Origin of the sequence: Mycobacterium appelbergii, assembly GCF_032883035.1 — a bacterium.
GTDB classification, from domain to species: domain Bacteria; phylum Actinomycetota; class Actinomycetes; order Mycobacteriales; family Mycobacteriaceae; genus Mycobacterium; species Mycobacterium appelbergii.
Genome location: NZ_JAMQTH010000004.1, coordinates 19890 through 43729, shown reverse-complemented (window position 1 = coordinate 43729; position 23840 = coordinate 19890). Strand labels below are relative to the sequence as shown.

16 protein-coding genes are annotated in these 23840 nt (G+C 63.9%); 7 read left to right on the top strand and 9 right to left on the bottom strand.

Annotation, left to right across the window (positions count from 1 at the left end; genetic code table 11):
- Nucleotides 1-28: 28 nt before the first annotated feature.
- The 6 genes from M1247_RS10300 to M1247_RS10275 form a co-directional block, all read right to left on the bottom strand.
- Nucleotides 29-1309: an amino acid ABC transporter substrate-binding protein gene (locus tag M1247_RS10300; RefSeq protein ID WP_317156220.1), complete on the bottom strand. Its 1281-nt coding sequence runs from the start codon at nt 1307-1309 to the stop codon at nt 29-31.
- A 16-nt stretch (nt 1310-1325) separates the two neighbouring features.
- Nucleotides 1326-2039: an ABC transporter ATP-binding protein gene (locus tag M1247_RS10295; RefSeq protein ID WP_317156219.1), complete on the bottom strand. Its 714-nt coding sequence runs from the start codon at nt 2037-2039 to the stop codon at nt 1326-1328.
- The gene (locus M1247_RS10290) at nt 2032-2748 is read right to left on the bottom strand and encodes an ABC transporter ATP-binding protein (protein WP_317156218.1); all 717 of its coding nucleotides are present in this window, start codon (nt 2746-2748) and stop codon (nt 2032-2034) included. The genes M1247_RS10295 and M1247_RS10290 overlap by 8 nt, the downstream gene beginning before the upstream one ends.
- On the bottom strand, nt 2745-3773 hold the full coding sequence (locus tag M1247_RS10285) for a branched-chain amino acid ABC transporter permease (RefSeq protein WP_317156217.1): 1029 nt from the start codon (nt 3771-3773) through the stop codon (nt 2745-2747). The genes M1247_RS10290 and M1247_RS10285 overlap by 4 nt, the downstream gene beginning before the upstream one ends.
- On the bottom strand, nt 3770-4645 hold the full coding sequence (locus M1247_RS10280) for a branched-chain amino acid ABC transporter permease (protein WP_317156216.1): 876 nt from the start codon (nt 4643-4645) through the stop codon (nt 3770-3772). The genes M1247_RS10285 and M1247_RS10280 overlap by 4 nt, the downstream gene beginning before the upstream one ends.
- Nucleotides 4646-4881: 236 nt before the next feature.
- A complete protein-coding gene (locus M1247_RS10275) occupies nt 4882-5244 on the bottom strand; it encodes a hypothetical protein (protein WP_317156215.1) in 363 nt (120 codons plus the stop codon).
- 727 nt (nt 5245-5971) lie between these two features.
- Here M1247_RS10275 and arr point away from each other — a divergent pair.
- The gene (gene arr / locus M1247_RS10270) at nt 5972-6400 is read left to right on the top strand and encodes an NAD(+)--rifampin ADP-ribosyltransferase (protein WP_317156214.1); all 429 of its coding nucleotides are present in this window, start codon (nt 5972-5974) and stop codon (nt 6398-6400) included.
- Here the strand turns inward: arr and M1247_RS10265 are convergent.
- The 3 genes from M1247_RS10265 to M1247_RS10255 form a co-directional block, all read right to left on the bottom strand.
- Complete coding sequence (locus tag M1247_RS10265) at nt 6397-6819, bottom strand: type II toxin-antitoxin system VapC family toxin (protein WP_317156213.1); 423 nt, start codon at nt 6817-6819, stop codon at nt 6397-6399. The genes arr and M1247_RS10265 overlap by 4 nt on opposite strands.
- Complete coding sequence (locus M1247_RS10260) at nt 6816-7067, bottom strand: FitA-like ribbon-helix-helix domain-containing protein (protein ID WP_317156212.1); 252 nt, start codon at nt 7065-7067, stop codon at nt 6816-6818. Before M1247_RS10260 ends, M1247_RS10265 begins: the two co-directional genes overlap by 4 nt.
- Before the next feature lie 104 nt (nt 7068-7171).
- Nucleotides 7172-8758, bottom strand: coding sequence for a serine/threonine-protein kinase (locus M1247_RS10255; protein WP_317156211.1), 1587 nt, complete (start codon nt 8756-8758; stop codon nt 7172-7174).
- Nucleotides 8759-8918: 160 nt separating this feature from the next.
- Here M1247_RS10255 and M1247_RS10250 point away from each other — a divergent pair, with 160 nt between their 5' ends.
- From M1247_RS10250 to M1247_RS10225, 6 genes are all read left to right on the top strand, one after another.
- Nucleotides 8919-9917: a glycosyltransferase family 4 protein gene (locus tag M1247_RS10250; RefSeq protein ID WP_317156210.1), complete on the top strand. Its 999-nt coding sequence runs from the start codon at nt 8919-8921 to the stop codon at nt 9915-9917.
- Nucleotides 9914-11599, top strand: a complete 1686-nt coding sequence (locus M1247_RS10245; protein WP_317156209.1) for an alpha-glucosidase — start codon at nt 9914-9916, stop codon at nt 11597-11599. The genes M1247_RS10250 and M1247_RS10245 overlap by 4 nt, the downstream gene beginning before the upstream one ends.
- A 129-nt stretch (nt 11600-11728) precedes the next feature.
- On the top strand, nt 11729-12115 hold the full coding sequence (locus M1247_RS10240; protein WP_317156208.1) for a CDGP domain-containing protein: 387 nt from the start codon (nt 11729-11731) through the stop codon (nt 12113-12115).
- Between the two features lie 98 nt (nt 12116-12213).
- Complete coding sequence (locus tag M1247_RS10235) at nt 12214-15309, top strand: DEAD/DEAH box helicase (protein WP_317156207.1); 3096 nt, start codon at nt 12214-12216, stop codon at nt 15307-15309.
- 180 nt (nt 15310-15489) lie between these two features.
- Nucleotides 15490-18849 (top strand): hypothetical protein, encoded by a 3360-nt coding sequence (locus M1247_RS10230; RefSeq protein ID WP_317156206.1) that lies wholly within the window; start codon nt 15490-15492, stop codon nt 18847-18849.
- Complete coding sequence (locus tag M1247_RS10225) at nt 18846-23786, top strand: DEAD/DEAH box helicase family protein (RefSeq protein ID WP_317156205.1); 4941 nt, start codon at nt 18846-18848, stop codon at nt 23784-23786. The genes M1247_RS10230 and M1247_RS10225 overlap by 4 nt, the downstream gene beginning before the upstream one ends.
- Nucleotides 23787-23840 lie beyond the last annotated feature (54 nt).

Here is a 23840-nt window from a genome sequence, read left to right as displayed (position 1 = left end):
AGATGCGGACCGGCCTAGCCGGCAGCACTCAGGTCAACGGCGGCAGCGGGTAGATGATCGGTGCCTGGGCCGAGTCTGGCGGTGCGATCGCCTTGATCTGCCCGCCCTGGATCTGGACCAGCATCGGGTCGAGTGCGGTGTTGTTGTGGAAGTGGTCGCCCTCGGTTGCGAACTTGATCGGCCCGTAGAAGGTTTGCAGGTCGGTGGCGGCGATCAGGTCGTTGAGCTTGGTGCGGGCATCCTCGGACAGTGACGGTGTCTCGCCCAGCTTCTCGACCGCGGCCTGCAGCACCCGCCCGGCAGCGCTGCACCCGGCGGCGGTGTAGTCCGGCGGTGAGCCGTAGGCATCCTGGAAGGCCTTCGCATAGTCGGCGGCAGAGCCGAACAGGTCGTCGGTGAACTTCGCGGTCGGCAGCCACACCGAGATGCCCAGCACGCCGTCGGATTGGGGGCCAAGCGCTTTCGCGAAGGACGCATCGGTGATCCCGTAGTGCTCGATGATCGCCTTGGGGGTGTAGCCGGTTGCGGCCATCGCCTTCACGAAATCGACCAGCAGGATGTCGTGGCCGCCGACCGCGACGATGTCGGGCCGTTGCGCCGCGACCACTTGGGCGACCGGTGCCAGGTCGGCATTCGGCGGAAACAGCGAGAAATGCACCACATTTAGCTTCGCGGCCTCGGCGCCCGAGCGGAACCCCTGGGCAGTGTCGTCGGAGAACGGCTCGTTGGCGCCGACGACCGCGGCGGTGACCGGCTTGGGATTGGCGGTGTCCACGATCGACTGGATGGAGCGGGCCGCCGTCAGGTCGACGGCGGGGATGACGCCGTAGGTGAACGCGGGCTGCTTGCGCCAAACGTTGGGCGACTCCGCCGACCCGGCGATGCACGGCACCTTGTATTTGGCGCAGATCGGGTCCATCGCGAGCTGCACGCCGCTGGTGTACGCGCCGAAGATGGCGTTCACGCCGTCCTCGGTGACCAGCCGGGACGCCGCGTCGGCGCCGGTGGCGGGGTCACTCTTGCAGTCCTGCACCACCAGGTCGACGTTGTACTTCTTGTCGCCGATGGCCAGCCCACCGGCCTTGTTCACCGTGTCGGCCCAGAGCTGGTAGCCGCGCTGGGCGATCTGCCCACCGGTCGCGGATTCACCGGAGAGCTCGAGGACGGCGCCGACCTTGAACGTGTCGGTCGTCCCGCCGCCGCCGGTGTCGCCGCCGCATGCGGCGAGCAGGCTCGGGCCCGCCACCACACCACCCGCGAGAATGCTGGCTCGGGTGAGAAAGAGCCGTCGGTTGATGTTGTTGGACATAAACATTCCTCTCGGTTCAGCGGCCCCCCAGATAGAGGTGCATGAGTTCGCGGTCGTCGGCGACGTCGGCGGGGGTGCCGTCGAACCGGTTCCGTCCCGCCACCAGGACGTACATCCGGTCGGCCACCCGCATCGCCTCGCGGATGTTCTGCTCGATCATGATCACGCCCACGCCGCGCCGGGACAGCTCGGCCGCGCGGGCCAGGACATCTCCGACGAGCTTGGGGGACAGGCCCGCTGACGGCTCATCGAACAGCAGGAACCGTGGGTTCAAGATGAGTGCCCGGGCGATCGACAGGATCATCTGCTCGCCGCCGGAGAGTTGACCGGCCGGCACGGCGTACCGCTCGCGCAGTCGCGGAAAGTCGGCCAGCAGCTCCTCGATCCGCTCGTCCAGCTGCTTGCGGGAGCGGATCGTGTAGCCGCCGATGCGGAGGTTGTCGCGCACCGAGAGGTGGGGGAACACCCCGCCGCCCTGCGGCATCATCGCGATCCCCCGCCCGAGCGTGCGGTGCGACGGCAGGTGGGTGAGGTCGTCGTCGTCGATCGCGACGCGGCCCGCCCACGGGTCGATCATCCCGACCATCGCCTTCAGCAGCGTGCTCTTGCCGCAGCCGTTCGGCCCGAAGATGCAGGTGACCTCGCCGGTGCGGGCCGTCATCGACACCTGGTGCAGGATCTGCACGCGGCCATACCCGGCGTCGAGGTCTTCGACGGTAATCTCACTCACTCGTCGGCACCCCCAGATACGCCTCCATCACGTGCGGATCGTGAGAGATCTCCTCAAAGCTGCCCTGCGCCACGATCTTTCCGGCGTCCATCACGATGATCCGGTCGCAGATGTCCTGCGCGAGTTCCATGTCGTGTTCGATGACCAGGAACGTCGTGCCCGCGTCCCGCAGGGTCCGGATGGCGTCGAGCATGATCTGGCGCAGCCGTGGGTGCACGCCGGCGGCCACCTCGTCGAGCAGCGCGACCTTGGGTTTGCGCATCAGCACCCGGCCCATCTCGAGCAGCCGCTGCTGACCGCCGGACAAGCTGCTGGCGAGATCCTCGGCGACATGGGTGAGCTCGAGCCGTTCCAGCACCGCGTCCGCGTCGGCCCGGGCGTTGTCCCAGTCGAACTGCACCGCGGCGGTCCAGAGGTTTTCCCGCACCGTCATGTTCACGAACAGCGCCGGGATCTGAAAGGTGCGCCCGAGGCCGGCGCGGGCGATCTTGTGGGGAGCCAGCCGGGTGATGTTTTTCCCGAACAGCGAGATGGTGCCGGCGTCGGGCTTGAGAGTGCCGGTGAGCAGGTTGAACAGGGTGCTCTTCCCACTGCCGTTCGGGCCGATGATGCCGACGATCTCGGCCTGCTCGACGTCGAACGTGACCCCGTCCACGGCGCGGATACCGCCGAACGCGCGGAACAGACCGTCAACCGCCAGCACCGTCATTGTCGGGCCTCCTCGGCAGCGTCGTCGGTGCGCCGGGGCACGACGTCGTCGCGGGCACGGCCAAGGAGCTGACGTACCAGGCGCATTCGTCTGGCCCGACGCGCGAGGCTGACCAGCCCGTCGGGCAGGAACAGCACGACCGCCATCACCAGGGCGCCGACGACGATGATGTACGCGGTGGTCTCGCCGTAGCTGACGCGCAGCTGCTCCTGCAGCAGGTACAACGCAGTCGCGCCCAGCGCCGGACCCCACGCGTGCCCAAGCCCGCCGACAAGCACCATCACCACCAGCTGGTCGGTGATCAGGGTGTTCAGCACGCTCTGCGGGTTGATGAACGTGATCCAGTAGGCGTTGATGCCGCCCAGCACGGCCGGGATCATCGCGCTCAGCACGAAGGCCTCGATCTTGACCAGGGTGGAGTTGATGCCCTGCGCGCGGGCGGCGATTTCGTTGTCGCGCACCGCCTTCACCCGGAAACCGAACCGGGACCGTTCCAGCAGCAGATAGCACATCGCATAGGCGATCGCCGCGGCGCCGAGCATGGTGTAGAAGAAGAAGTTGTCGTCGGCGCGGATGGGTGTGCTGAGACCTCCCGAGCCGCCGGTGAAGTCGAGGATGGTAGTGAGCTCGCGGACCGCCTCGGCCAGCGCCCAGGTCGCGATGGCGAAGTAGGCGCCTTTGAGTCGCAGCGCGGGCCAGCCGACCAGGGCCGCAACGCCGCCGGCGATAACGGCCGCGACCGGAAGGGTCGCCCAGAAGTTCCAATCGTGCTGGGGCTGCATCAGAATCGCTGTGGTGTAGGCGCCGATGCCGAAGAAGGCGACGTGGCCGAAGCTGATGTAGCCGGCGTACCCGCAGATCACGTTCCAGGACAGGGCGATTCCGGCCCACAACGCGACGCCAGTGGCGACCCGGATGTAGTACGGCGAGGTCATCATCGGCAGCAGGCACATGACGGCGACGACGAGGACGAGCACCCCGAGATTGAGGAACGGATTGCCCCCGGACGCGGGCCTGCCCCTCATGCGAGTCCCCGCCGCGAGATGCCCTGCGGGAACAGCAACAGCGCCAGGAACAACACCGCGAAGACCACCAGCAGGGTGTAGTTGGCTCCGACATAGGTGGTGACCACCGACTGCAAGATGCCGAGGAACAGCCCGGCGGCCAGCACCCCGACCACCGAGCCGAGCCCGGCCAGCACCACCACGAAGAACGCGAACAGCGTGTAGCGCAGGCCGACTTCCGGCGTCATCGCGTAGATGGCGCCGAGCAGCGCGCCGGCCATCGCGGTCAGGCCGGTGTAGATGGCGTACACCAGGCTGCTGATCCGCTTGACGTCGATGCCCATCAGCCCGGCGTTCTCTTTGCTCTGCGCGGTGGCCCGGATCGCGAGGCCGGTGCGGGTGTAGAACAGGAACGCCAGGAACAGGCCGGTGGCGATCACGGCGAAGGCGAAGCCGGCCACCCGGATCGTGGGGGCGGTGATGCCCAGCAGTTCGACGTTGCCGGGGAACAGGTCGGTGTGCACGGTGCGCGGGTTGTAGCCGAACGCCGTGAGCAGGCCGCCGCGGATCAGGGTGGCGAGCCCGAAGGTGAACGCCAGCCCCATCAGTGCCGGCAGGGCGTATCTACTGGTCCGGACCCGATAGATCAGCGGCGCGATGAGCCAGCCGACGACCCCGAACACCACGAACACCGCCGGGAGCAGGGCGAACGCGTCGACCTTCAGCGCCTCGCTGGCCACGACGGCCGCATACGCGCCGATGACCACCCACATCCCGACGGCGAGGTCGACGACATCGAGGACACCGAAGGACATCGAGAAGCCGATGCTGATCGCGACATAGAGACCGCCGATGAGAATCCCAGCGACAAGCGCTTGCGCGAGCCCGGCCATGGAGTCCTCTCGACGGGCGGTCAGGACTCTTCGGAGCGTATCCACGGCATGGGGGTGTTATCAGCGGATCGCTGGAATTGGCTGAGCGTTAGGGGGATTGGGAGCGGGTGTGATGCCGACGAGCCGGTGTGTGGGTGTTTGGACTAATCCCTAGTGCGAACGGATGCGGAACCGAAAACCGTTACCCGGCAAACAAGTCGACATATACTGTCGTTGCCCAGCATCGGCTATGGCAGTCACCTGGCCTGATCGCCACGATCGTCATGCGTTGCCTGCCTCCGCGGCACTTCCGTTTCGGCTTCGGCGTCCTCCTCCTCGTTCGGCCGGTCAACGACCTGGATGCATGCCACGAGGATGGCGAGTGCCACGATGACGGGGACCGAAATAAACCAGGCGGTAATCACCATGATGGGGCCCCACATGGTGATGTTCACGATGAAAAGACGAACGTATTCCCCCGTTGGGACGGGGGTGGGGTCACTACTGCCGACGATCATCGCGGTGGACATAGCGATCCCCACGACCACGCACACGAACACCATCACTATCGCGGCGCACACGAGAGCCCGTCGCACGCTGGGTTTGACGAATTTGATCATCAGCGGCCTTCGCTCACCTTGGGGAACGACCCGTCAAAAGGGTCGTCCAATTTCGTCGTGTGGGTGACGAACGGGTCGGGTGCAAATCCTGTAGACCAGTCGCGGAGGTTCCGATCCAACCAGATGTTGCCGCCTCAATGTCGGCGTTTGCCACGCGGTGGGCTTCGGTATGTTCCGCCTCGCGCATGTCGAGGTGATCGGCCGACATGAACAGGTGTGTGGGATCAACTCTCGAGGACTCCGCCATTGCTCCCCCTCAATAGCAGTGTTCGCTCCAGATTACCGCTGGGCTATTAGTCGCTCGTCACGAGAATGTCGAGGGCTGCCTCAGGTCCTGGTGTTTGGAGGTCCCGGCGATGCAGCGAGGGCCTATCGAACTGCGAGAGGCGGACCATCAGAGATGGGCACCGCACTAGGGATCATTGTCAGCGACAACTGAAGGCTGCTGAGTAACGCGGAATCCCGGGCGCAGCTGCTTCGCCGCATACTTGAGGTGCTTAGTCACGCTGAGGTGCAGCAGAAAGTTCTGCATCAGTATTATCCGGCGAAGATCCGCCGGCTGGACGCGGCGAGCCCGACAACTGTCGGCACGGTGCAGCTTGCACGTCCGGCGGCACCGCTGTCGGACGCCGCGCTGACGACGAATGTCCGCAATGAGCCGACGTTTGCGGCAAGGCCCTGTGCGTGCTGCACAATCGTCCGACCGTGAAGAGATGGGGGAGAGTTTGTGGCGAGTACGCCGACACCGTTTGAAGTGCACGAGTCCGGTGCGTTCCTGCACGGCACCAAGGCCGACCTGGCGGTGGGGGATCGCCTGGTGCCCGGACGCGAGTCGAATTACGAAGCGGGACGCATCATGAACCACGTCTACGTGACGCAGACATTAGATGCCGCGGTGTGGGGAGCGGAGTTCGCGGTCGGAGAGGGCCGGGGCCGGATCTACATCGTCGAACCCGAAGGTGAGTTGGAAGACGACCCGAACGTGACCGACAAGAAGCTGCCTGGGAATCCGACCCGGTCCTACCGGACCCGGGAGCCGGTGAGAATCGTCGGGGAGATCACCGACTGGGTGGGGCATTCACCCGAACAACTGCAAGCCATGCGGGACGGGTTGGCGGACCTTCGCAGGCAAGGGTTGGCAGTCATCTATGACTAGGTGCGGTGCCAGGGATTGATGACGGCGACGCCGGTCGCTTCGAACGCGGCCGTATCGCGGCTGGCTACCGTCATTCCGTTGGCGGCCGCCGTCGCGGCGATATAACCGTCGGCGGTAGCGACAGACAATCCGGCTTTACGGGCTTTGGACATCAGGTCGGCGTAACTCCGCGAGGCCGGCAGATCGAATGCGAGTACGCGGCCGGTGAACAGGGGAAGCACTTCGGTTTCCAAGCTGTGGCGAAGTCGGTCATGACGTTTGCCGACTGGTAACGAGGCCGCACCGAAGCGCAGTTCGGCGACGGTGATAGCCGACAGGTAGAGGATTTCAAGCGGCTGCGCATCGATCCATTCGATGACGCGTGTGTCCGGGGCCTTACGTAGAGGCTCCGATATGACGTTGGTGTCGACGACGATCATTCGAAGTCGATGGGTCGGGCCGGAGCTTGATCGCGCTGATCGAAGACCGCGAAATCTTCATCGGTGAGTTTGGCTTGGTGGCCGATGTCCGCAAGCAGAGATCCGAGTTTGACGCGTCCCTCGGGCTTGACGGCCTCCTCCAAGATGGCGCGCACTTCGGCCTCGGTACTGCGGCCGTGACGCGCTGCGCGCACGCGAAGAGCGCGATGGACCTCATCGGACACGTTGCGTACTGTCAAAGTTGCCATGAGTCATCACCTCGTGTTGCAGTCAGTGCAGTCATTTTATATGGATGCAGTCATCGTGGCCAGAGGTGTGCATCGCGGCACCCTTGCGCGAGGTCTGGGTCCGCTCAATTGAAGGCGGTGCTGCCGGCCACGGCGTGGGTCTTGCTGATGAGTTTCGCGTAGCAATGGTCGGAGTCGAAGCCATGGTCGGTGCACCAGGCCAGCGCCCCGCGTGAGTCTGGGAAGTAGATCGGCGCGATGGTGACCCAGAAGTTGGGTGCGTCGAATGTCGACCAGTCGCCCGACCACAGCAGCTTGGCCCCATAGCGCTGGCGCAGTTGCAGATGCTCCTGCAAGGTCAGAATGTTGTCCCACACCACACCCTCATCGACGACCCCTGGGCGTTTGGAACTCAACTGCGGAAACCACCGTCCGGATCCTTCGGTGCTCACGACGGTGTGGTCCTCGTCGGCGATCTGGCGTAGCTGCTGAAAGCTCGTGGACTCGGGATCGCGGACCGCAGTCGGCGTGTAGGACGGCGTCGGCAACTGCGCCGGTGTCGGTGGCGCCGTCTTGTACACCGTCGGCCCGGCGACGGTCACGCTCGGTGGCGGCGGGGCGACCGTCGACGCCCCCACCGGTGCGGAGTTGACGGTCTGCGCAGAGTTCTTCGAAATGAGAAGACCGATGACCAGGCCCACCGCGCCCAGCAGTAGCGCTGACACAAGTCCGACGACCGCCAGCGGCACCAGCGCTTGCCGGGAGCGCGTCTCAGGCGGCGTGTGCGCGAACTGTGCGAGAGCCGGTGTTGCGGTGTGCAAGGGCGGTGAAACGTACGGCCCCGCCATGGTTTCCGCACTTGCCGCGCGGGCTTCTTCCGGGCTGGTGTGCAGTGCCCGTTGGGCGGCGCGGCCCAAGGCGCCGGCACTGCCGTAGCGGTCGTCGGGTTCCTTCGCCATGCCCCGTGCGATGACCGCATCCAGGGATGTGGGAATGCCGGAGCGGACCGTACTCGGCCGTGGCGGCGGGGCCGACAGGTGAGCCGCAATCAGCTGCTCGTAGCTATTGCTTTGAAAGGGTGCATCTCCGGTCAGCGCCTCATACAGCACGCAGGCCAGCGAATAGATGTCGGCGGCAGGCGAACACGGCGCATCGCCGAACCGCTCCGGGGCGATATAGCCGAACGAACCGATCTGCATGCCCGTCTGCGTGAGACCCGCATCGCCCTGCGCCTGGGCGATGCCGAAGTCCAGCAGGTAAGCGAAGTCCGCCGGGGTGACGATGATGTTCTGCGGCTTGACGTCACGATGGATCAGCCCTTGAGCATGGGCGGCATCAAGCGCGGCGGCGATCTGCTCGACGATCGACACCGCGCGGTGCGGTTCGAGCGGACCCGTTCTAATGAGGTCGTGCAACGTCTGCCCACGGACCAGGCGCATGTCGATGTAGAGGTTCCCGTCGATTTCACCCCAATCGTGAATCGGCACGACGTGAGGTTCCTGCAAACTCGCGGCGGCATGCGACTCGCGCAGGAACCGGGCCCGGAACCGTTCATCGTGCGCGTACTGGTCGGGGAGGATCTTCAGGGCGACGGTCCTGCCCTTGTCGCTGTCCTCAGCCTCGTACACCTCGCCCATTCCACCGCTGCCGAGTAGCGCGGTGAGCCGGTATCTACCGAACCTGCTGCCTACGCGCGAGTTGTTTGCAACCATCTTGAGTCTCCTGGAAAGGGCCAACAGGCAAACATATCGCGCATCACCGACACCCCGCGCGTGATTGCCGCTCGTCACCCGTGCGCCGAGGTCGCCTGCGTAGGCTGAACAGATCGATATTCCCGAGCGAGTTCAGGCCCGCGACCCCATCCGCGTAGCCGTGCTCGCGCCGATCGCGTGGCGGACACCGCCCCGTCACTACGGGCCGTGGGAGCAGTTCGCCTCGTTACTCACCGAGGGGTTGGTGGCCTCCGGGCACCACGTCACCCTGTTCGCCACCGCCGACTCGATCACCACGGCGCGCCTGCACTCGACAGCCGCCTGCGGCTGGTCTGAGGACGAGTCGATCGACGCCAAGGTCGCGGAGTGTCTGCACATCGCCTCGGTGTTCGAGCGTGCCGACGAGTTCGACGTGATCCACAACGGATTTGATTTCCTGCCGCTCACCTACAGCGATCTGGTCAGCACCCCGGTGGTGACCACGATCCACGGTTTCTCGTCGAGCAGGATCGTTCCCGTCTACCAGCGCTACAACGGCACAGGCGCCTACGTGTCGATCAGTGACGCGGACCGCCATCCGGACCTGCATTACGCCGCCACGATTCATCACGGCATCGATGTCGACGGGTTCGCGGTTCATCCGGACCCTGGCGAGCATCTGCTGTTCTTCGGCCGGATCCATCCGGACAAGGGCACCGCCCAGGCGATCGAGGTCGCCCGCCGGTGTGGGCGCCGACTCGACATCGCCGGGATCATTCAGGACGAGGCATACTTTCGCGACGCGGTGGAGCCGTTCATCGACGGCCACCAGGTGCGCTACCTCGGTGCCGTCGATGCGTCGGCGCGCGCCGAGGCGCTCGGTGGCGCGCACGCCCTGCTGCACCTGATCGACTTCGACGAGCCGTTCGGCTACAGCGTGGTCGAGGCAATGGCCTGTGGCACACCGGTTGTCGCCAACAACCGGGGCTCGATGGGTGAGCTGATCGAGCACGGCGTCACCGGCTACCTGGTCGATGGCACCGACGCGGCGGTGGCCGCGGTCGGTGCGGCCGGCACGCTCGATCGTCCCACGATCGCCGCGCTCGCTGCGGGCCGCTTTACGGTCGGGGCGATGGTCGACAAGTACGTGGCTGTGTACCGCGAGGTGATCGGGACGTGACCGCCGCGGAGTGGTGGAAATCGGCTGTCGTCTATCAGATCTATCCACGCAGCTTCGCCGACTCGAACGGCGACGGGATCGGCGATCTGGGCGGGATCCTCGGGCGGCTCGACTATCTGGCCGAGCTCGGTGTCGACGTGATCTGGTTGTCTCCGATCTACCGTTCCCCACACGCCGACAACGGCTACGACATCAGTGACTACCGCGATATCGACCCGCTGTTCGGGACGTTGGCTGATTTCGACGAGCTGATCGCCCAGGTGCATGCCCGGGGGATGAAGCTCGTGATGGATCTGGTGGTCAATCACACCTCGGACGAGCACCCGTGGTTCGTCGAGTCGCGCTCAGCGCGGGACAATCCGAAGCGGGATTGGTATATCTGGCGCGACGCCCGCGACGGTGCCGAACCGAACAACTGGGGCTCGTTCTTCAGTGGACCGGCGTGGACATGGGATCCGGCCACCGGGCAGTACTACCTGCACCTGTTCGACCGGAAGCAAGCCGACCTGAATTGGGAGAACGCCCAGGTCCGAAAAGCCGTCCAGGACATCATGGTGTGGTGGTTGGACCGCGGTGTGGACGGCTTCCGCATGGACGTCATCAATTTCATCTCCAAGGCCGACGGGCTCCCCGACTCACCCGCTGATCCGCTGCAGCGATATGTCATCGCCTTCGACGGATTCGTCGACGGACCGCACGTGCATGCCTACCTTGCCGAGATGACGCGCAACGTCTTTGGTGACCGTGACGGCGAATTCCTCACCGTCGGTGAGATGCCGGGCGTGACGCCCGAGCAGGCCCGGCTCTACACCGATCCGGCGCGCGGTGAGCTGGACATGGTCTTTCAGTTCGAGCACGTGACCGTCGATCAGGGCCCCGCCGGCAAATTCGATCATCGCGAACTCGACCTGATCGTCCTGAAGAACGCGCTGCACCGTTGGCAGGCCGCGTTGGCCGAAACCGGGTGGAACAGCCTGTACTGGAACAATCACGATCAGCCCCGCGTGGCGTCCCGGTTCGGCGAAGACGACCCCGCGTACTGGGCCGCCTCGGCCAAGGCGCTTGCCACCGTGCTGCACGGCATGCGCGGCACCCCGTTCGTCTATCAAGGCGAAGAACTCGGCATGACGAACTATCCGTTCCGAAATCTCCAGGACCACAAAGACCTTGAGGCCGTCAACTACTACAACGACGTGGTCGACCTGGGCGGCGATACGGCCGCGGCGCTGGCCGGGCTGGCGAAGATGAGCCGTGACAACGCCCGCACCCCCATGCAATGGGACGGGGGACCGGGCACCGGATTCAGCACCGGTGAGCCGTGGTTGCCGGTCAACCCGAACCACAGCTGGCTGAACGCCGAGACGCAAACAGGCGCAGCGGATTCGGTCCTCGCGCACTATCGAGCTCTTATTCGGCTGCGCCACGAGTTGGCCGTCTTCGCCGAAGGTGACTTTACGCCGCTGACGGAGGACGACCCACAGATCTGGGCTTACACCAGAGCTACAGCGGATAGCAGGCTGCTGGTGATCGCCAATTGCAGCCGCGATCCGCGCACGGTCGACATCGGCCCGGACTGGATCTCAGCCGAGCTGTTGCTCGGTAACCTGCCCGGCACTCCGGCCGCGTCGGCGTCACTCGACCTTCTGGGCTGGGACGCGCGGATCTATTCGGTCGGGGAGTAACCGGCCGTCCCAAGGGACACACCCGGGCTGGAACTCCCGGTGCCCGAGTCTGCGCGACAAACGAGCGCCAACTTGATTTGTCGGTGCCTGGTGCCACTATCTCCGGTTGCTTCGAACCAGGAGAGAATCATGATCAGGTCTTTGGCATTGACTGCGGCCGCCGTAACCGTCGCCGCGACGATGGTGTTCGCGCCTTCAGCGAGCGCAGCGCCAGGATGCGAATCCGTGCCGTGGGGATTCCTGGGTAGCCAGGTACGCACGCTGTGTGATGGGCCGATGCTGGCCGATGGAAGCTGGATGCGGGCGAGGGTGGTCTGGGTCCCCGCACATCAGGTGCCGTTCCGCTGTACCTACAGCAGTTACAGCAGTTCTTGCTCGGGCGGCTACTTCGTCGACGATTCGGTGGTCAGCTCGGAGCAGTACCCGGTGCGGCCCGAGACCGTGCTGCCCGACGAGCCGGGCTACCTCGGGCCGGCGGGGGCGCCGGTGCAGAACCTGGGTACGGGGCTGTACTGAGCATGGGTAGTGACCGCGGAAACGAGCTGCACAACACCGCTGGGTGTGTGAGTGATCAATCCACGTCCCGCGAGCGGCCGCCGCGCTACCCTGCGCGCGTGGATGTCGGACTGTACGAATCGCTGCTCACTGAGCGGCTCAACACTGCCCTGAGTCAGCGGCCCGATCTGCGGGCTGATCTCAGCACGGTCGACGAGGCTGAGCAGGCAGGCACGATCGCCCGGCATCTCACGCCGCTCATCGAGCGCCAGTTGCGTGCCGCACGTAGCGCCAAGGAACGCGCCCAGCTGCTGCGCAGCATCCTTGCGGTGCTCGGCGATGCTGATGCGCTCACCGAGAGTCTGCACCAGGACGACCCAGCCAAGATCCGACGCGTCGACTCGGTCGGCACGAAAAGCCTTGGTGCTCTGGCGCCTCCACGACCGGCCACACCGTTGTCCGATGCGGCCTTGATGACCAATGCACGGAATGAGCCGACGCTGGCGGCTGAACTTCGGACCGAACTCGCCAGCGCCGACCATGTCGACCTGCTGTGCGCGTTCGTCAAATGGCAGGGCTTGCGGCTGCTGGAGCGCGAACTCACCGAACTGCGTCACCGCGGGGTGCCGCTGCGGGTCATCACCACAACCTACTTGGGCGCCACCGACGCACGAGCCCTCGATGCGCTCGTCAACGAGTTCGGCGCCGAGGTGCGGATCAACTACGAAACCGACCGCACCCGGCTGCACGCCAAGGCATGGCTGCTGCGCCGCAACACCGGCTTTCACACCGCCTATGTCGGATCGTCCAACCTGTCGCACGCCGCGTTGGTCGACGGTCTGGAATGGAATGTGCGACTCTCGGCGATCTCTACCCCGCACCTGTTAGAGAAGTTCCGCGCCACCTTCGACTCATATTGGGAGAACCGCGAATTCGAGATATACCGGCCCGAAGAGGACGGCGAAAGGCTGCGGGGCGCCCTGGAGATCGCGTCCGGAAAGAAACAACGTGACCCGCTCGCGATCACCCTGTCGGGGCTGGAGGTGACGGCCAAGCCCTATCAGGCCGAGCTGCTCGAACAGCTCGACGCCGAACGGGTCCTGCATGACCGACACCGGAACCTCATCGTCGCCGCCACCGGGACAGGCAAGACCGTCATCGCCGCGCTGGACTACCGCCGGCTGGTCCGCGAGGTACACGGCCGCGATCTCACGCTGCTGTTCGTCGCGCACCGCAAGGAGATCCTGCAACAGGCACGACGGATGTATCAAGAAGTACTCACCGACCCGGTGTTCGGTGAACTACTCGTTGACGGCGAACAGCCCACCCGCTGGCGTCACGTTTTCGCGAGCATTCAATCCCTCACCGCGGACCGGCTTTCCGGCATCGAACCCTCGCATTTCGACATCGTGGTGATCGACGAATTCCACCACGCACAAGCAGCGTCCTACCGCCGACTGCTTGACCACATTGCCCCGTTGGAACTGCTCGGGCTCACCGCAACGCCAGAACGCGGCGACGGTATCGATGTCCGAGAGTTTTTCGGCGGACGGGTCGCCGCAGAACTGCGGCTGTGGGATGCGCTGGAGCAGAACCTGCTGTGTCCCTTTCATTACTTCGGCATTCACGACGGCACCGACCTGGAAACGTTGCAGTGGAAGCGCGGCGGCTACGATCTGGCCCAGCTGAGCGAGGTCTACACCGGCAACGACGCCTGTACCCGGATCGTGCTGGATCAGTTGCGTGACAAGGTGGCCGATGTCGCCGCGATGCGGGCGCTGGGATTCTGCGTGAGCGTCGACCACGCTCGCTACATGACGGAACGATTTGTGGCCGCGGGGATCCCCGCCCGAGCGGTGTCGGCAGAGACCTCGACGTTCGACCGACACGCTGCCCTGGCCGCGCTGCGCAGCCGAGAGATCAATGTGCTGTTCGCTGTCGACCTGTTTAACGAGGGCCTCGACATTCCACAGGTCGACACCGTGCTGTTCCTACGACCTACCGAGAGCGCGACGGTGTTCCTGCAGCAACTGGGCCGCGGGCTGCGGCTCACCAAGGACAAGACCGTGTTAACGGCCCTGGACTTCGTCGGACATCAACGACGCGAGTTCCGGTTCGACCAACGGTTCCGGGCATTGACCGGCCTGGGGCGCAAACAGTTGGAACGGCAGATCGAGCAAGGGTTTCCGTTTCTGCCTTCAGGAAGCCAGATCGTGCTCGACGCGGTCGCGCAAAAGCTGGTGCTAGAGAACGTGCGGCAGCAGGTATCGCCGAAGAAGGCGGCGCTGGTGTCGGAGGTTCGGGCTCATCCCAATGACCGGCTGGCTTCGTATCTGGAGGAGTCCGGGCGCGGTATCGAAGACATTCTGCGGACCGATCGGTCGTGGACGACGCTGTGTCGCGATGCCGGGAAGTTGGGGGAGCAGCCCGGACCGCGGGAGGCCGAATTGGTCAAGCGGGTGAAGGCGTTGGCGCATGTGGATGATCGGCGACGTTGGGAGGCCTATCGGGGTCTGCTGGCAGGCAGCTTTGGGGCGAGCGTCGCCGAGAAGAGGCTGGCGGCGATGCTGTTCTATTCGTTGTTTCCCAACGCTGGCGGATTTGATAGTGCCGCAGCGGGACTTGGTGTGCTGCGGGGCGAAGCGGTGGCCGACGAAATGCGTCAGGTCATCGACATTGCCTTTGATGCTGCACACCGCAGCACCTACGTGCTCGGAGATATGGTCCCGGAGTTGTCTGAGGTGCCGCTTGCGCTGCACGCCACATACTCACGTGAAGAGATCCTCGCGGCGCTTGGGTGGGTATCCGAGAAGCGAGCCCCGGCCACCATGCGCGAAGGGGTGGCCTGGTGTGAGTCGATCAATGCCGACGCATTCCTCATCACGCTGAAGAAGTCGGACAACGATTATTCGCCGACGACCATGTATCGCGACTTTGCGCTCAGCCCCGAGCTGTTCCACTGGGAATCGCAGTCGACCACATCAGCCGCATCGAAGACCGGGCAGCGCTACATCAACCACCGCCGCGATGGCTCCCACATTCTGCTGTTCGTGCGGGAAGCGAAGACCAACGCGCTTGGTGCCTCGCCGTACATCTTTCTGGGGCCAGCCGACTACGTCTCCCACGAAGGAGAGCGCCCGATGGCGATCACCTGGCAACTGCGGCGGGCGATGCCGACGGAGGTCTACTTGGGTGCGCGGGCTGCGGTGGCGTGATCAGGTTCGCAGGTCAGCGCCATTGACCACTGGCGCTGACCTGCGCAAACTATGTAGTACGTCAATATTTGCTGTAGACGCTCCCGAATAACCCGCCGAAATGTCGGTGAAGTGGCTTACAGTGCCTCCGAAGTAGCAGATGGAGGCATCGTGTCGGACCGTCGAACGCTCACCGATTGGATGAGCGACACTGATCATGAATGGCGCACGCGACTGCGGCCGGTCAGCCTCGTCGTCGAGGCTGATTTTTCGGCCGAGGAGGTCCGTGTGGCCCAGCGACAGTTTGGTGCCGCAGCGCGGCACCTGTTGAAGCAAGACGAGCCGTACAACAAGATCATCAAGCGTTATCCGGCTCTGATTCTGATGATTCTTGCCGGACACGCATCGCTTGCTTATGACCACGGCGCGTACTGGGAGAGCTTCTGGGATGAGCTCGGTATGCCGCGTGACGCTGACTTCGAAAACGAGATCCGGAGAAGCCTCGTAGACCTTCTCGACAAGTTCTCCCTGGCGCGATTTCCGGACATAGAGCGCCAGAGCAACCGCAGGTACGTCATGATGCTCGCCCTTCACGCCGGCATTCCCATCCACTGTTTGCCGGATCTGCTGACCGTTATCAACGATCACATCCTGCAGGGCCGACCCTCTACGGGTGCGTCGCTGATGGAGTGGCTTCAGGAACCGGGCAAGGAGTACCGAGCGTCGGCGCTGGACGTACCTGTCCGCAACTTTCTGCTCAATGGCGCTGAGTTCGCCGCAGACATCCTCGACCGGATCATTGAGTTCATCGAGGAAGCGACAATCGACCCGACGGTATTCGACCGAGATCTCAATGCCTCTACGACAGGTCTGCCATGCGTGCTGCTCGAGGAATTGATATTGCAGCTGAAAGAAGCCCCGCTGCAATTCGAGCGGAAGCGACTGATTGGAACCTCGACGGCCCGCCCCATGGTCACCTACCTGATCGATGATGACGAAATCGTGCTGGAGATGCCGACACCGGCCGGCGGGTCGGACCTGCCATGGCGGGTATCTCTCGACGGTGAAGTCCGTGAAGTTCACGCCGCCCGACGATGGGGTGCAACCGACCAAACTGCCGTGGCCCGTGCGGCGGTGCCCGGGCCGATTCGCGAAGCGATCGTGTCCCATCCCGGAGTCGCAGCCCCATCATCGCTTCCACTGGTCGTGCAGGCGGATCCATTGCTCACCTTTGATGAGAAGGGCCGCTGGATTCCCCGGCGCGACGGGCTGAAGGACTGCGTGTGGGCGGTCTTTCCCGATGATCATCAACTGGTCGACCCGCATACCATGAAGCCGGTTGAGATCCGTGATACAGGGTGTCCGGCGGGCTGGCATCGGTGGCGCAGCGCGTTCATCGAGCTCGATGACGTCGATGCGCTCCAACTGCAGCGTGACGACGCGCTCGTGGGAACGCCGCGATGGGTCCGCAAGGACGCGCGGCCGCGATTCGAGCTCGGTGAGATTGCGACTGGTGTGGTCACGCCCGAGGGCCGGACCGTCTACAACACCCGACCGTGGGTGATGTTGCCTGCGAAGAGAACTGAGGAACCCCCGCGTTGGACCGTACGGGTACGGCGGGTCGGCGACTCCGACTGGCTCGTCGACGAGGAATGGCTCGGCGAGGACGGAGAGGTCTGTGTCGACCCGTTCGATGACGCCGAGGAAAGGCAACTCGGCTACTTCGAGGTGCTGGTGACTGGCCCGCTGGGATCGGACGCACGGTGCGCGGTGTTCCTGGCCGAAGGGCTGCACGCCAGTTTCGCACCCTCGATTCGTGTACCTGTGGCCGGCGGACTGACAGGGTGTGTCGGAGTGGTTGAGAGCGACGGGGTTTCCATCGCATCCGGCGATCCGATCACCTTTGGACATCGTGACCTTGAGCGACTGCTGGATGTCCACAGCGAGGACATGGAGGCCACGCTGCTACTGCGCCCACCGCACGTGGAGATCCGCAGCGGCGAAACCGGGGTCCCACTTGCCTGGCGGATGACGCCCGACGTGTGTGACCCCGAGGATTTCTCACAAGACCGCCTCGTTGCGGTCCGCGCACCAGGAGTAAGCCATGTCGAGTTCGGCTACGTCTCTGATTTTGGCGACATGCTTCAGATCGACTCCCGTCCGCGACAGCGGCAGGGCGACGTGTTTGAAACGCGCACCCAACAATTCGCGGACACGGTACGACATCACTCCGCCGGCCGGATCGTGGCGACGCTGCACACCGAGGACGGCCCTATCGAGGTCACGGTGCTGTCCGCGCATCCCCGTCTGTTGGCCACCGGCGTGCGCATGGTGGAGGGCGCGCTGGAGTTTGATGACGTTGCGGACGTGGAGGATTTGGCGACTTATGTCTGGAATGCGACCGCGCCTTGGCGCGCTGCCGAATCGCTGTCCGTCGTGGGCGGACGGGCCGTGCTGCCCGAGGCGTTCATCGACAGGGGAGAGCTGCGGTGCCAGCTCTTCGTCGACGACCCGTGGGTGTTCATCGACCCGCCAGCTGTTCCACCCGAATCGGCATTCCGAGTCGATCAGCTGGGCTGGTGCGATGACGGCACGCCTGCTCAGGTGAAGCTCGCACGTTATGCCGGTACGCAGTGCCGAGCACCGCGAGATGTGGGTGCTAGACCGGAGGTGTGGACCGCGCTGGCGAGGCTCCACACTGACGGCAAGACAGACCGTTTCGCTGGCCTGATCGAGTTGTTGGCTGACGATCCAAGACGAGCCCTGGAATGTCTCGGCGACAGCACTATCTCCGCCAGCGACAAGATGGCGATGCTGATTCGCAGCGAACTGGTCAACCACAATTTCACCGCCGAAGAGACGTTGAACGAGCTGCATTCGCACCCTTGGTTCGGATGCATGGTCGAGCTCGCCGATCTGCCGTCGCTGTACAACCGTCGCCATGAGGTTTCAGCTGAACGCGCAGAAACCTTGGCCTACTTGGGCGATCGCGGCGGGGAACCACTGACCGAACTGCTGCGGACGGGCAAGACCAGACGATTCCACAACACCTGCTTTGACTCAACGGTTCTGGAAATGAGTTTTGTGCCTCGCAACCGGGTCGAATCGAAACTGCACGAGATCCAGCAGATACCTCGTGCCCAACTGCACCACGACAACCTGCGGGCCGGGATTTACGAAGCGCTGTGCCGCCGTACGGAGTGGGTGACCTCCGGGTGGTCGCCCAACTTCGAGAAGCAGGCGTCGCTAGTGCTGAACCCCATGCGGCGGGCCTCGATGCTGGCCCACGAAACCATCACAATGCGCGTTGACAGGCTGAAGGGGATTGATACCGCCGCGCACCCATGGATGCTCATGTCGGCGCAATCACTGACTCTGTCGTTCCTGGCGAGGCTCGAGGCATATGGACGAATTGAGGGCCGTTACTTGAACTCTGGCCTGCTGCGGGATTGGTCCCGGATGGCGCAGCTGTGCCCGACACTGGTGGCCAACGACCTGCTCATTGCGGAAGCTGCCGTGCTGTATGACCGGCGCGGCGACCTGATCGGAGAAGACAAGTGATCGATCGGCTTGACCCACTTGAAGCCGCCAAGCAGATCGAAGGGAGCTACAAGCGCTATCTCAAAACGCTCTTGGCCCCGCGCAATGAGCAACTCGCCGCCGCGTTCGACGCCAAGATCGACAGCAGCACCGAACTGACCCGGGGCCCGATCCTGGAGATGACACCGCCCTACGAGACGGGTGCGACGTGTCGTGAACTCATCGACCAAGGCGTTCTGCATCCTGACTTCGCCCGCATTGATAGCGAGACATTCCGCATCGACCGGCCGCTGTATGTGCACCAGGAAACAGCGGTCCGCAAATTCAGTGCGGGACGCAACCTGGTTGTCAGCACCGGCACCGGGTCGGGAAAGACGGAAAGCTTCCTCATCCCGATCATCAACGCGTTGATCGAGGAATCCGCCCGCGGAACGCTGGGCCCCGGGGTACGAGCCCTTCTGCTCTACCCGATGAACGCCCTGGCCAACGATCAGCTGAAGCGGCTGCGTACCGTTCTCGCCGCCCTCCCAGAGATCACGTTCGGCCGCTACACCGGGGAGACCGCCGAACACGCCCGCGACGCGGAAGCTAAGTTTGCGCAGGGAAATCCAGGTGAGCGGCGCTTGCCGAATGAGCTGCTGAGCCGCGACGAAATGCGAAGCACTCCTCCGCATTTGCTGTTGACCAACTACGCGATGCTGGAGTATTTGCTGCTGCGCCCCGTCGACATGGATTTGTTCGACGGCCCGCACGTCGGAACGTGGCGGTTCATCGTGATGGATGAAGCGCATGTCTACGACGGTGCGCAGGGCTCCGAAGTGGCGTTGCTGATCCGCCGACTCAAGCAACGGGTCGCGCCAGGAGCAAGCCCGCAGTGCATCGCGACATCCGCTTCGCTCAACGGATCCGTGCGCAACGATCCGCGAGGCGAGGCAATGGAATTCGCCACCAACCTGTTCGACGCGACGTTCGAATACGCTGATGGCGACACGACCAAGCAGGACCTCGTCGAATCGGTGCGCAAGAAACACACACCGATGCCTACCTGGACGCTGACGGGCGATCAACTCCTGGGCCTGCGCGCCGGAGCGCTTCGCCCCACAGACGTCATCCCGCCGGGGACGAGTGCCGCGGAGGCGCTGGCCAGCGAAGGGTCCATGATCGATCTCAAGGATGCACTCGCAGCGGGGCCGGTCGACGTCCATGCCCTGCGGGAACGACTGTGGCCCAACGACGAGGGTTCCGCAGAGAAACTGGACGCACTGGTGGAGCTGGGCAGTGGCGTCCAAGACGATAGTGGCCACCCTGTCTTATCGGCCCGTTACCACCTGTTCGTACGGGCGACCGAGGGTGCTTACGTGAGCTTCAACGAAAATGGACCGCACATCTTTCTGGGTCGCCACGAGGTCGACCCCGAGACCGGGCGTGCTGTCTTCGAGTTCGGCACCTGCACGCGGTGCGGAGCCGTTCACTTGGCCGGCGACGTTGAGCATCGTGGCAAGCGCGAGTATTTCGTCCCGTCCAAGGCCGCGGATCGGAAAGTGACCTGGCTCGTGCTGGCCGACGAGCAGGGTGAAATCGTCCGCGACGAGGATGAGCTGACGCTGGCAGAAGACGACAAGCTGAAGACCGATCCCACCACTCGACGACTGTGCACAGGCTGCGGACTCCTTGTCGACGGCGTGGCCACCGCGTGCCCGGAGACAAACTGCGGTGAGGGACAGCTGCTGCTGGTTCGAGAACACCTCCACGCAACCCGGGTGATGAGCCGCTGCACGGAATGCGGCACGCAATCTCGTCAGGGTGCTCGACGGCTCCGCACCGACGTCAACGCCGCTCCCGCGGTCGTTACGACGGCGTTGTACCAGCAGCTCCCCGAAGCGATAGGTGAATCGGCTGACCAGGTTGGTGGAGGGCGAAAACTCTTGATGTTCTCCGACTCTCGCCAGGCTGCCGCGTTCGCGGCGCCCTATCTTGACCGTACGTACACCAGGATGCTGGAGCGCCGCTACATTACGCAGGCATTGCGCGATCCGGCTGCCACTGGCGACCTTACGGTCAACGATCTGGCCCTGTTGACCCGTGAAAGGGCGGATGCGGCAGGACACTTCCCGCGTGCCATGGGCAAGATCGAGATTAGCCAAGCGGTGAATCAGTGGATCTCGGGCGAGCTGATGACGCTGGAGACCCGACAGTCACTTGAAGGGCTCGGACTCATGCGCGTCGCCCTCAGGCCAACGACGTCTATTCCGATGCGGGGGTTTACGTCGTTGGGACTGACAGAAGATGAGTCCTGGGCGTTGCTTAACGAGCTCGCCAAGACTGTCCGCCTCCAGGGAGCCGTGACGGTACTTGACCGGGTTGATGTGAAGGACGAGCGATTCGCGCCGCGGAACACGCGGGTGCGGATGAAGTCGATCGGATCAGACCGCGCCAAGCAAATCATCAGCTGGAGTCCCAGCGGGGCGAGCGCCACGAACAGTCGCATCACCTTCCTCCGTAAAGTCCTCGCTGACCTGGCCAATGACACACCTGCCGAACGCATTCTTGAACGCTGTTGGAAGCTGCTGGAGGAGAGCAAGCTGCTGGCAGTCGAGGTGGAGCGCGGAGCGAGCGGGTACGTCTATCAGCTCGACCACAACCAGCTGAGCGTGTCCAATGGTGCCGACTACCAGTGGTACCAATGCGACGTCTGCCGGCTGCTGACCGCATTCTCCGTCCGAGGCATCTGTCCCAACAGCCGCTGCACCGGAAGGCTCAAACCATTCGAGATACCGGATGCAGCGGAGGACGCTAACCATTACCGCACTGTGTATCAGACCATGAACACCGCGCCACTGACCGCTCGTGAACACACCGCTCAATGGACTGCGGATGAAGCGGCTGAGATTCAGCGCGAGTTCATCAGCGGCGCGGTCAATGTGCTGTCCTGCTCGACAACATTCGAACTCGGCGTTGATGTCGGGGATCTGCAGTCGGTGGTGATGCGCAACATGCCGCCAAAGACGGCCAACTATGTCCAGCGCGCCGGACGTGCCGGCCGTCGGGCGGCCTCTGCCGCGCTAGTCGTGACCTACGCTAAGCGGTCCGCCCACGATCTCGCGCAGTATCAAGAGCCAACCAAGATGATCGCCGGCAACATGCGGATCCCCTGGGTACCGATCGACAATGCCCGCATCGCGCGCCGTCACGCCCACTCCGTTGCGCTCGCAGCCTACTTCCGGCACTGCTACGACACACGCAATGAGAAGTGGAAGACTGTCGGCCCGTTTTTCTCCCCGGCCGAAACTGGTGGACCGTCGCCGGCTGATGGAGTTCGCGACTATCTGACGCCGGTTCCCGCAATAGTCCGCGATGCGCTGACCGAGGCTCTTCCAGCGAGTGTGCAGGCCGAAATCGGCGTTCACGACGGGAGCTGGGTCGGCCCGCTCGTCGATCTTCTCGGACGGGTCCAGGCAGAGCTGATCCAGGATGTCAGCGACATCGAAGCCCGCATCGAAGAGTCATCCAAAGAACGCAAATTTCGACTGAGTGACCAGCTTGTCCAGACGAAGCGAACGATTACCGGTCGAGATCTGCTTGGTTTTCTCGGCAACCGAAACATACTGCCCAAGTATGGCTTCCCGGTAGACACCGTCGGACTCAGCACCATCAATGCGGCAGATCCGGTCGGTCGGCGCCTAGAGCTCGACCGTGACTTGTCGCTGGCGATCTACGACTACGCGCCAGGAAACCAAGTCGTGGCCGGTGGCAAACTGTGGACCTCAGCGGGCCTGAAGAGGCGCCCAGACAAGGAGCTGGTCCGCCACAAGTACCGAATATGTAACACGTGTCGTCGATTTGAGCGCGGCAATGATCTCGACGCGGCTGCACCGTGCCCTAGCTGTGGAGACGCATTCAAATCTATAAGGACCCTTATCATTCCTGAGTTCGGGTTCATTGCTGCTAACGATGCCCGAGACGTCGGCAGCGCTCCGCCGGACCGTCGGTGGCACGGCGGCAGCTATGTTGAATCACACGGTGACGAGATCGGCAAGTACCACTGGTCTGGGCCGAACGGACTCAAAGTAAGTGCCCGCTCGGGCGTTCGCGCCTGGTTGGCCGCCGTATCCGACGGTTCCGGCGAAGGTTTCCAGCTGTGTCAGTGGTGTGGGTGGGCGACTACGGCTGAAAGGGGAAGCCGGCGTCGTAAACACGAAAAGCCGACAAATGGGCGCGACTGTGACGGCCCGTTGGAAAAGATTTCGCTTGGCCACCGGTATCAGTCGGACATCGCAGAATTCACATTCGACGGTGTGCCATACAGCCAGGACCACGAAGCCAACTGGCTGTCGGCGTTGTACGCGATTCTCGAAGGTGCCTCCTACGCGCTGGAGATCACACGTGACGACATCGACGGGGCCTTGTCATGGAGCGCCGACCACCGGCGCAGCATCGTCTTGTTTGACACGGTGCCGGGCGGGGCGGGGGCAGCGAAACGGATAGCTGAGAATATCGGGCTAGTGTTGGACTCGGCCGTCAAACGGGTGACTGACTGTGACTGCGGCGTGGAGACGTCGTGTTACGGGTGTCTGCGGTCGTATCGGAACGGACGACACCACGAAGAGCTATCGCGTGGTGCCGCGCTGCAGCTGCTCGCCACGTCCAGTCCGCAAACGAACTCGGCGTCGTACCTGTTGCCAGCGGATTGGGAGCGGCTTTACGCGGTTGCCCTCGGATCAGAACGAGAAATGCTGATTGCACTTGCCGAGGCGGGTATCGCACGGCCCGAGCTCGGGTTTGAGAGCGTCGGTGGAATTCCGATCGGAATTGCCTGGCCGGACCGGTTTATTGCCGTGGACGATGCCCTGGCGGCGGCGGATCGAGAAGGCCTGGTGGCTGAGGGTTGGACCGTGCTTCCGCTGGCTGAACTCCTTCAGGCTGGTAGCCCTGTATCCGCGCAGCAGGCCATTTTCTAGGTACTGGAGATTGATCTAGATGCGCTGGCTAATGTCATGCGAAGCGGGACCAGC

Coding starts and splice junctions, on each gene's coding strand:
- M1247_RS10300 (WP_317156220.1), bottom strand. CDS start 1,309: ATGTCCAACAACATCAACCGACGGCTCTTTCTCACCCGAGCCAGCATT.
- M1247_RS10290 (WP_317156218.1), bottom strand. CDS start 2,748: ATGACGGTGCTGGCGGTTGACGGTCTGTTCCGCGCGTTCGGCGGTATC.
- M1247_RS10285 (WP_317156217.1), bottom strand. CDS start 3,773: ATGAGGGGCAGGCCCGCGTCCGGGGGCAATCCGTTCCTCAATCTCGGG.
- M1247_RS10280 (WP_317156216.1), bottom strand. CDS start 4,645: ATGGCCGGGCTCGCGCAAGCGCTTGTCGCTGGGATTCTCATCGGCGGT.
- M1247_RS10275 (WP_317156215.1), bottom strand. CDS start 5,244: ATGATCAAATTCGTCAAACCCAGCGTGCGACGGGCTCTCGTGTGCGCC.
- M1247_RS10265 (WP_317156213.1), bottom strand. CDS start 6,819: ATGATCGTCGTCGACACCAACGTCATATCGGAGCCTCTACGTAAGGCC.
- M1247_RS10260 (WP_317156212.1), bottom strand. CDS start 7,067: ATGGCAACTTTGACAGTACGCAACGTGTCCGATGAGGTCCATCGCGCT.
- M1247_RS10255 (WP_317156211.1), bottom strand. CDS start 8,758: ATGGTTGCAAACAACTCGCGCGTAGGCAGCAGGTTCGGTAGATACCGG.
- M1247_RS10240 (WP_317156208.1), top strand. CDS start 11,729: ATGATCAGGTCTTTGGCATTGACTGCGGCCGCCGTAACCGTCGCCGCG.
- M1247_RS10230 (WP_317156206.1), top strand. CDS start 15,490: ATGAGCGACACTGATCATGAATGGCGCACGCGACTGCGGCCGGTCAGC.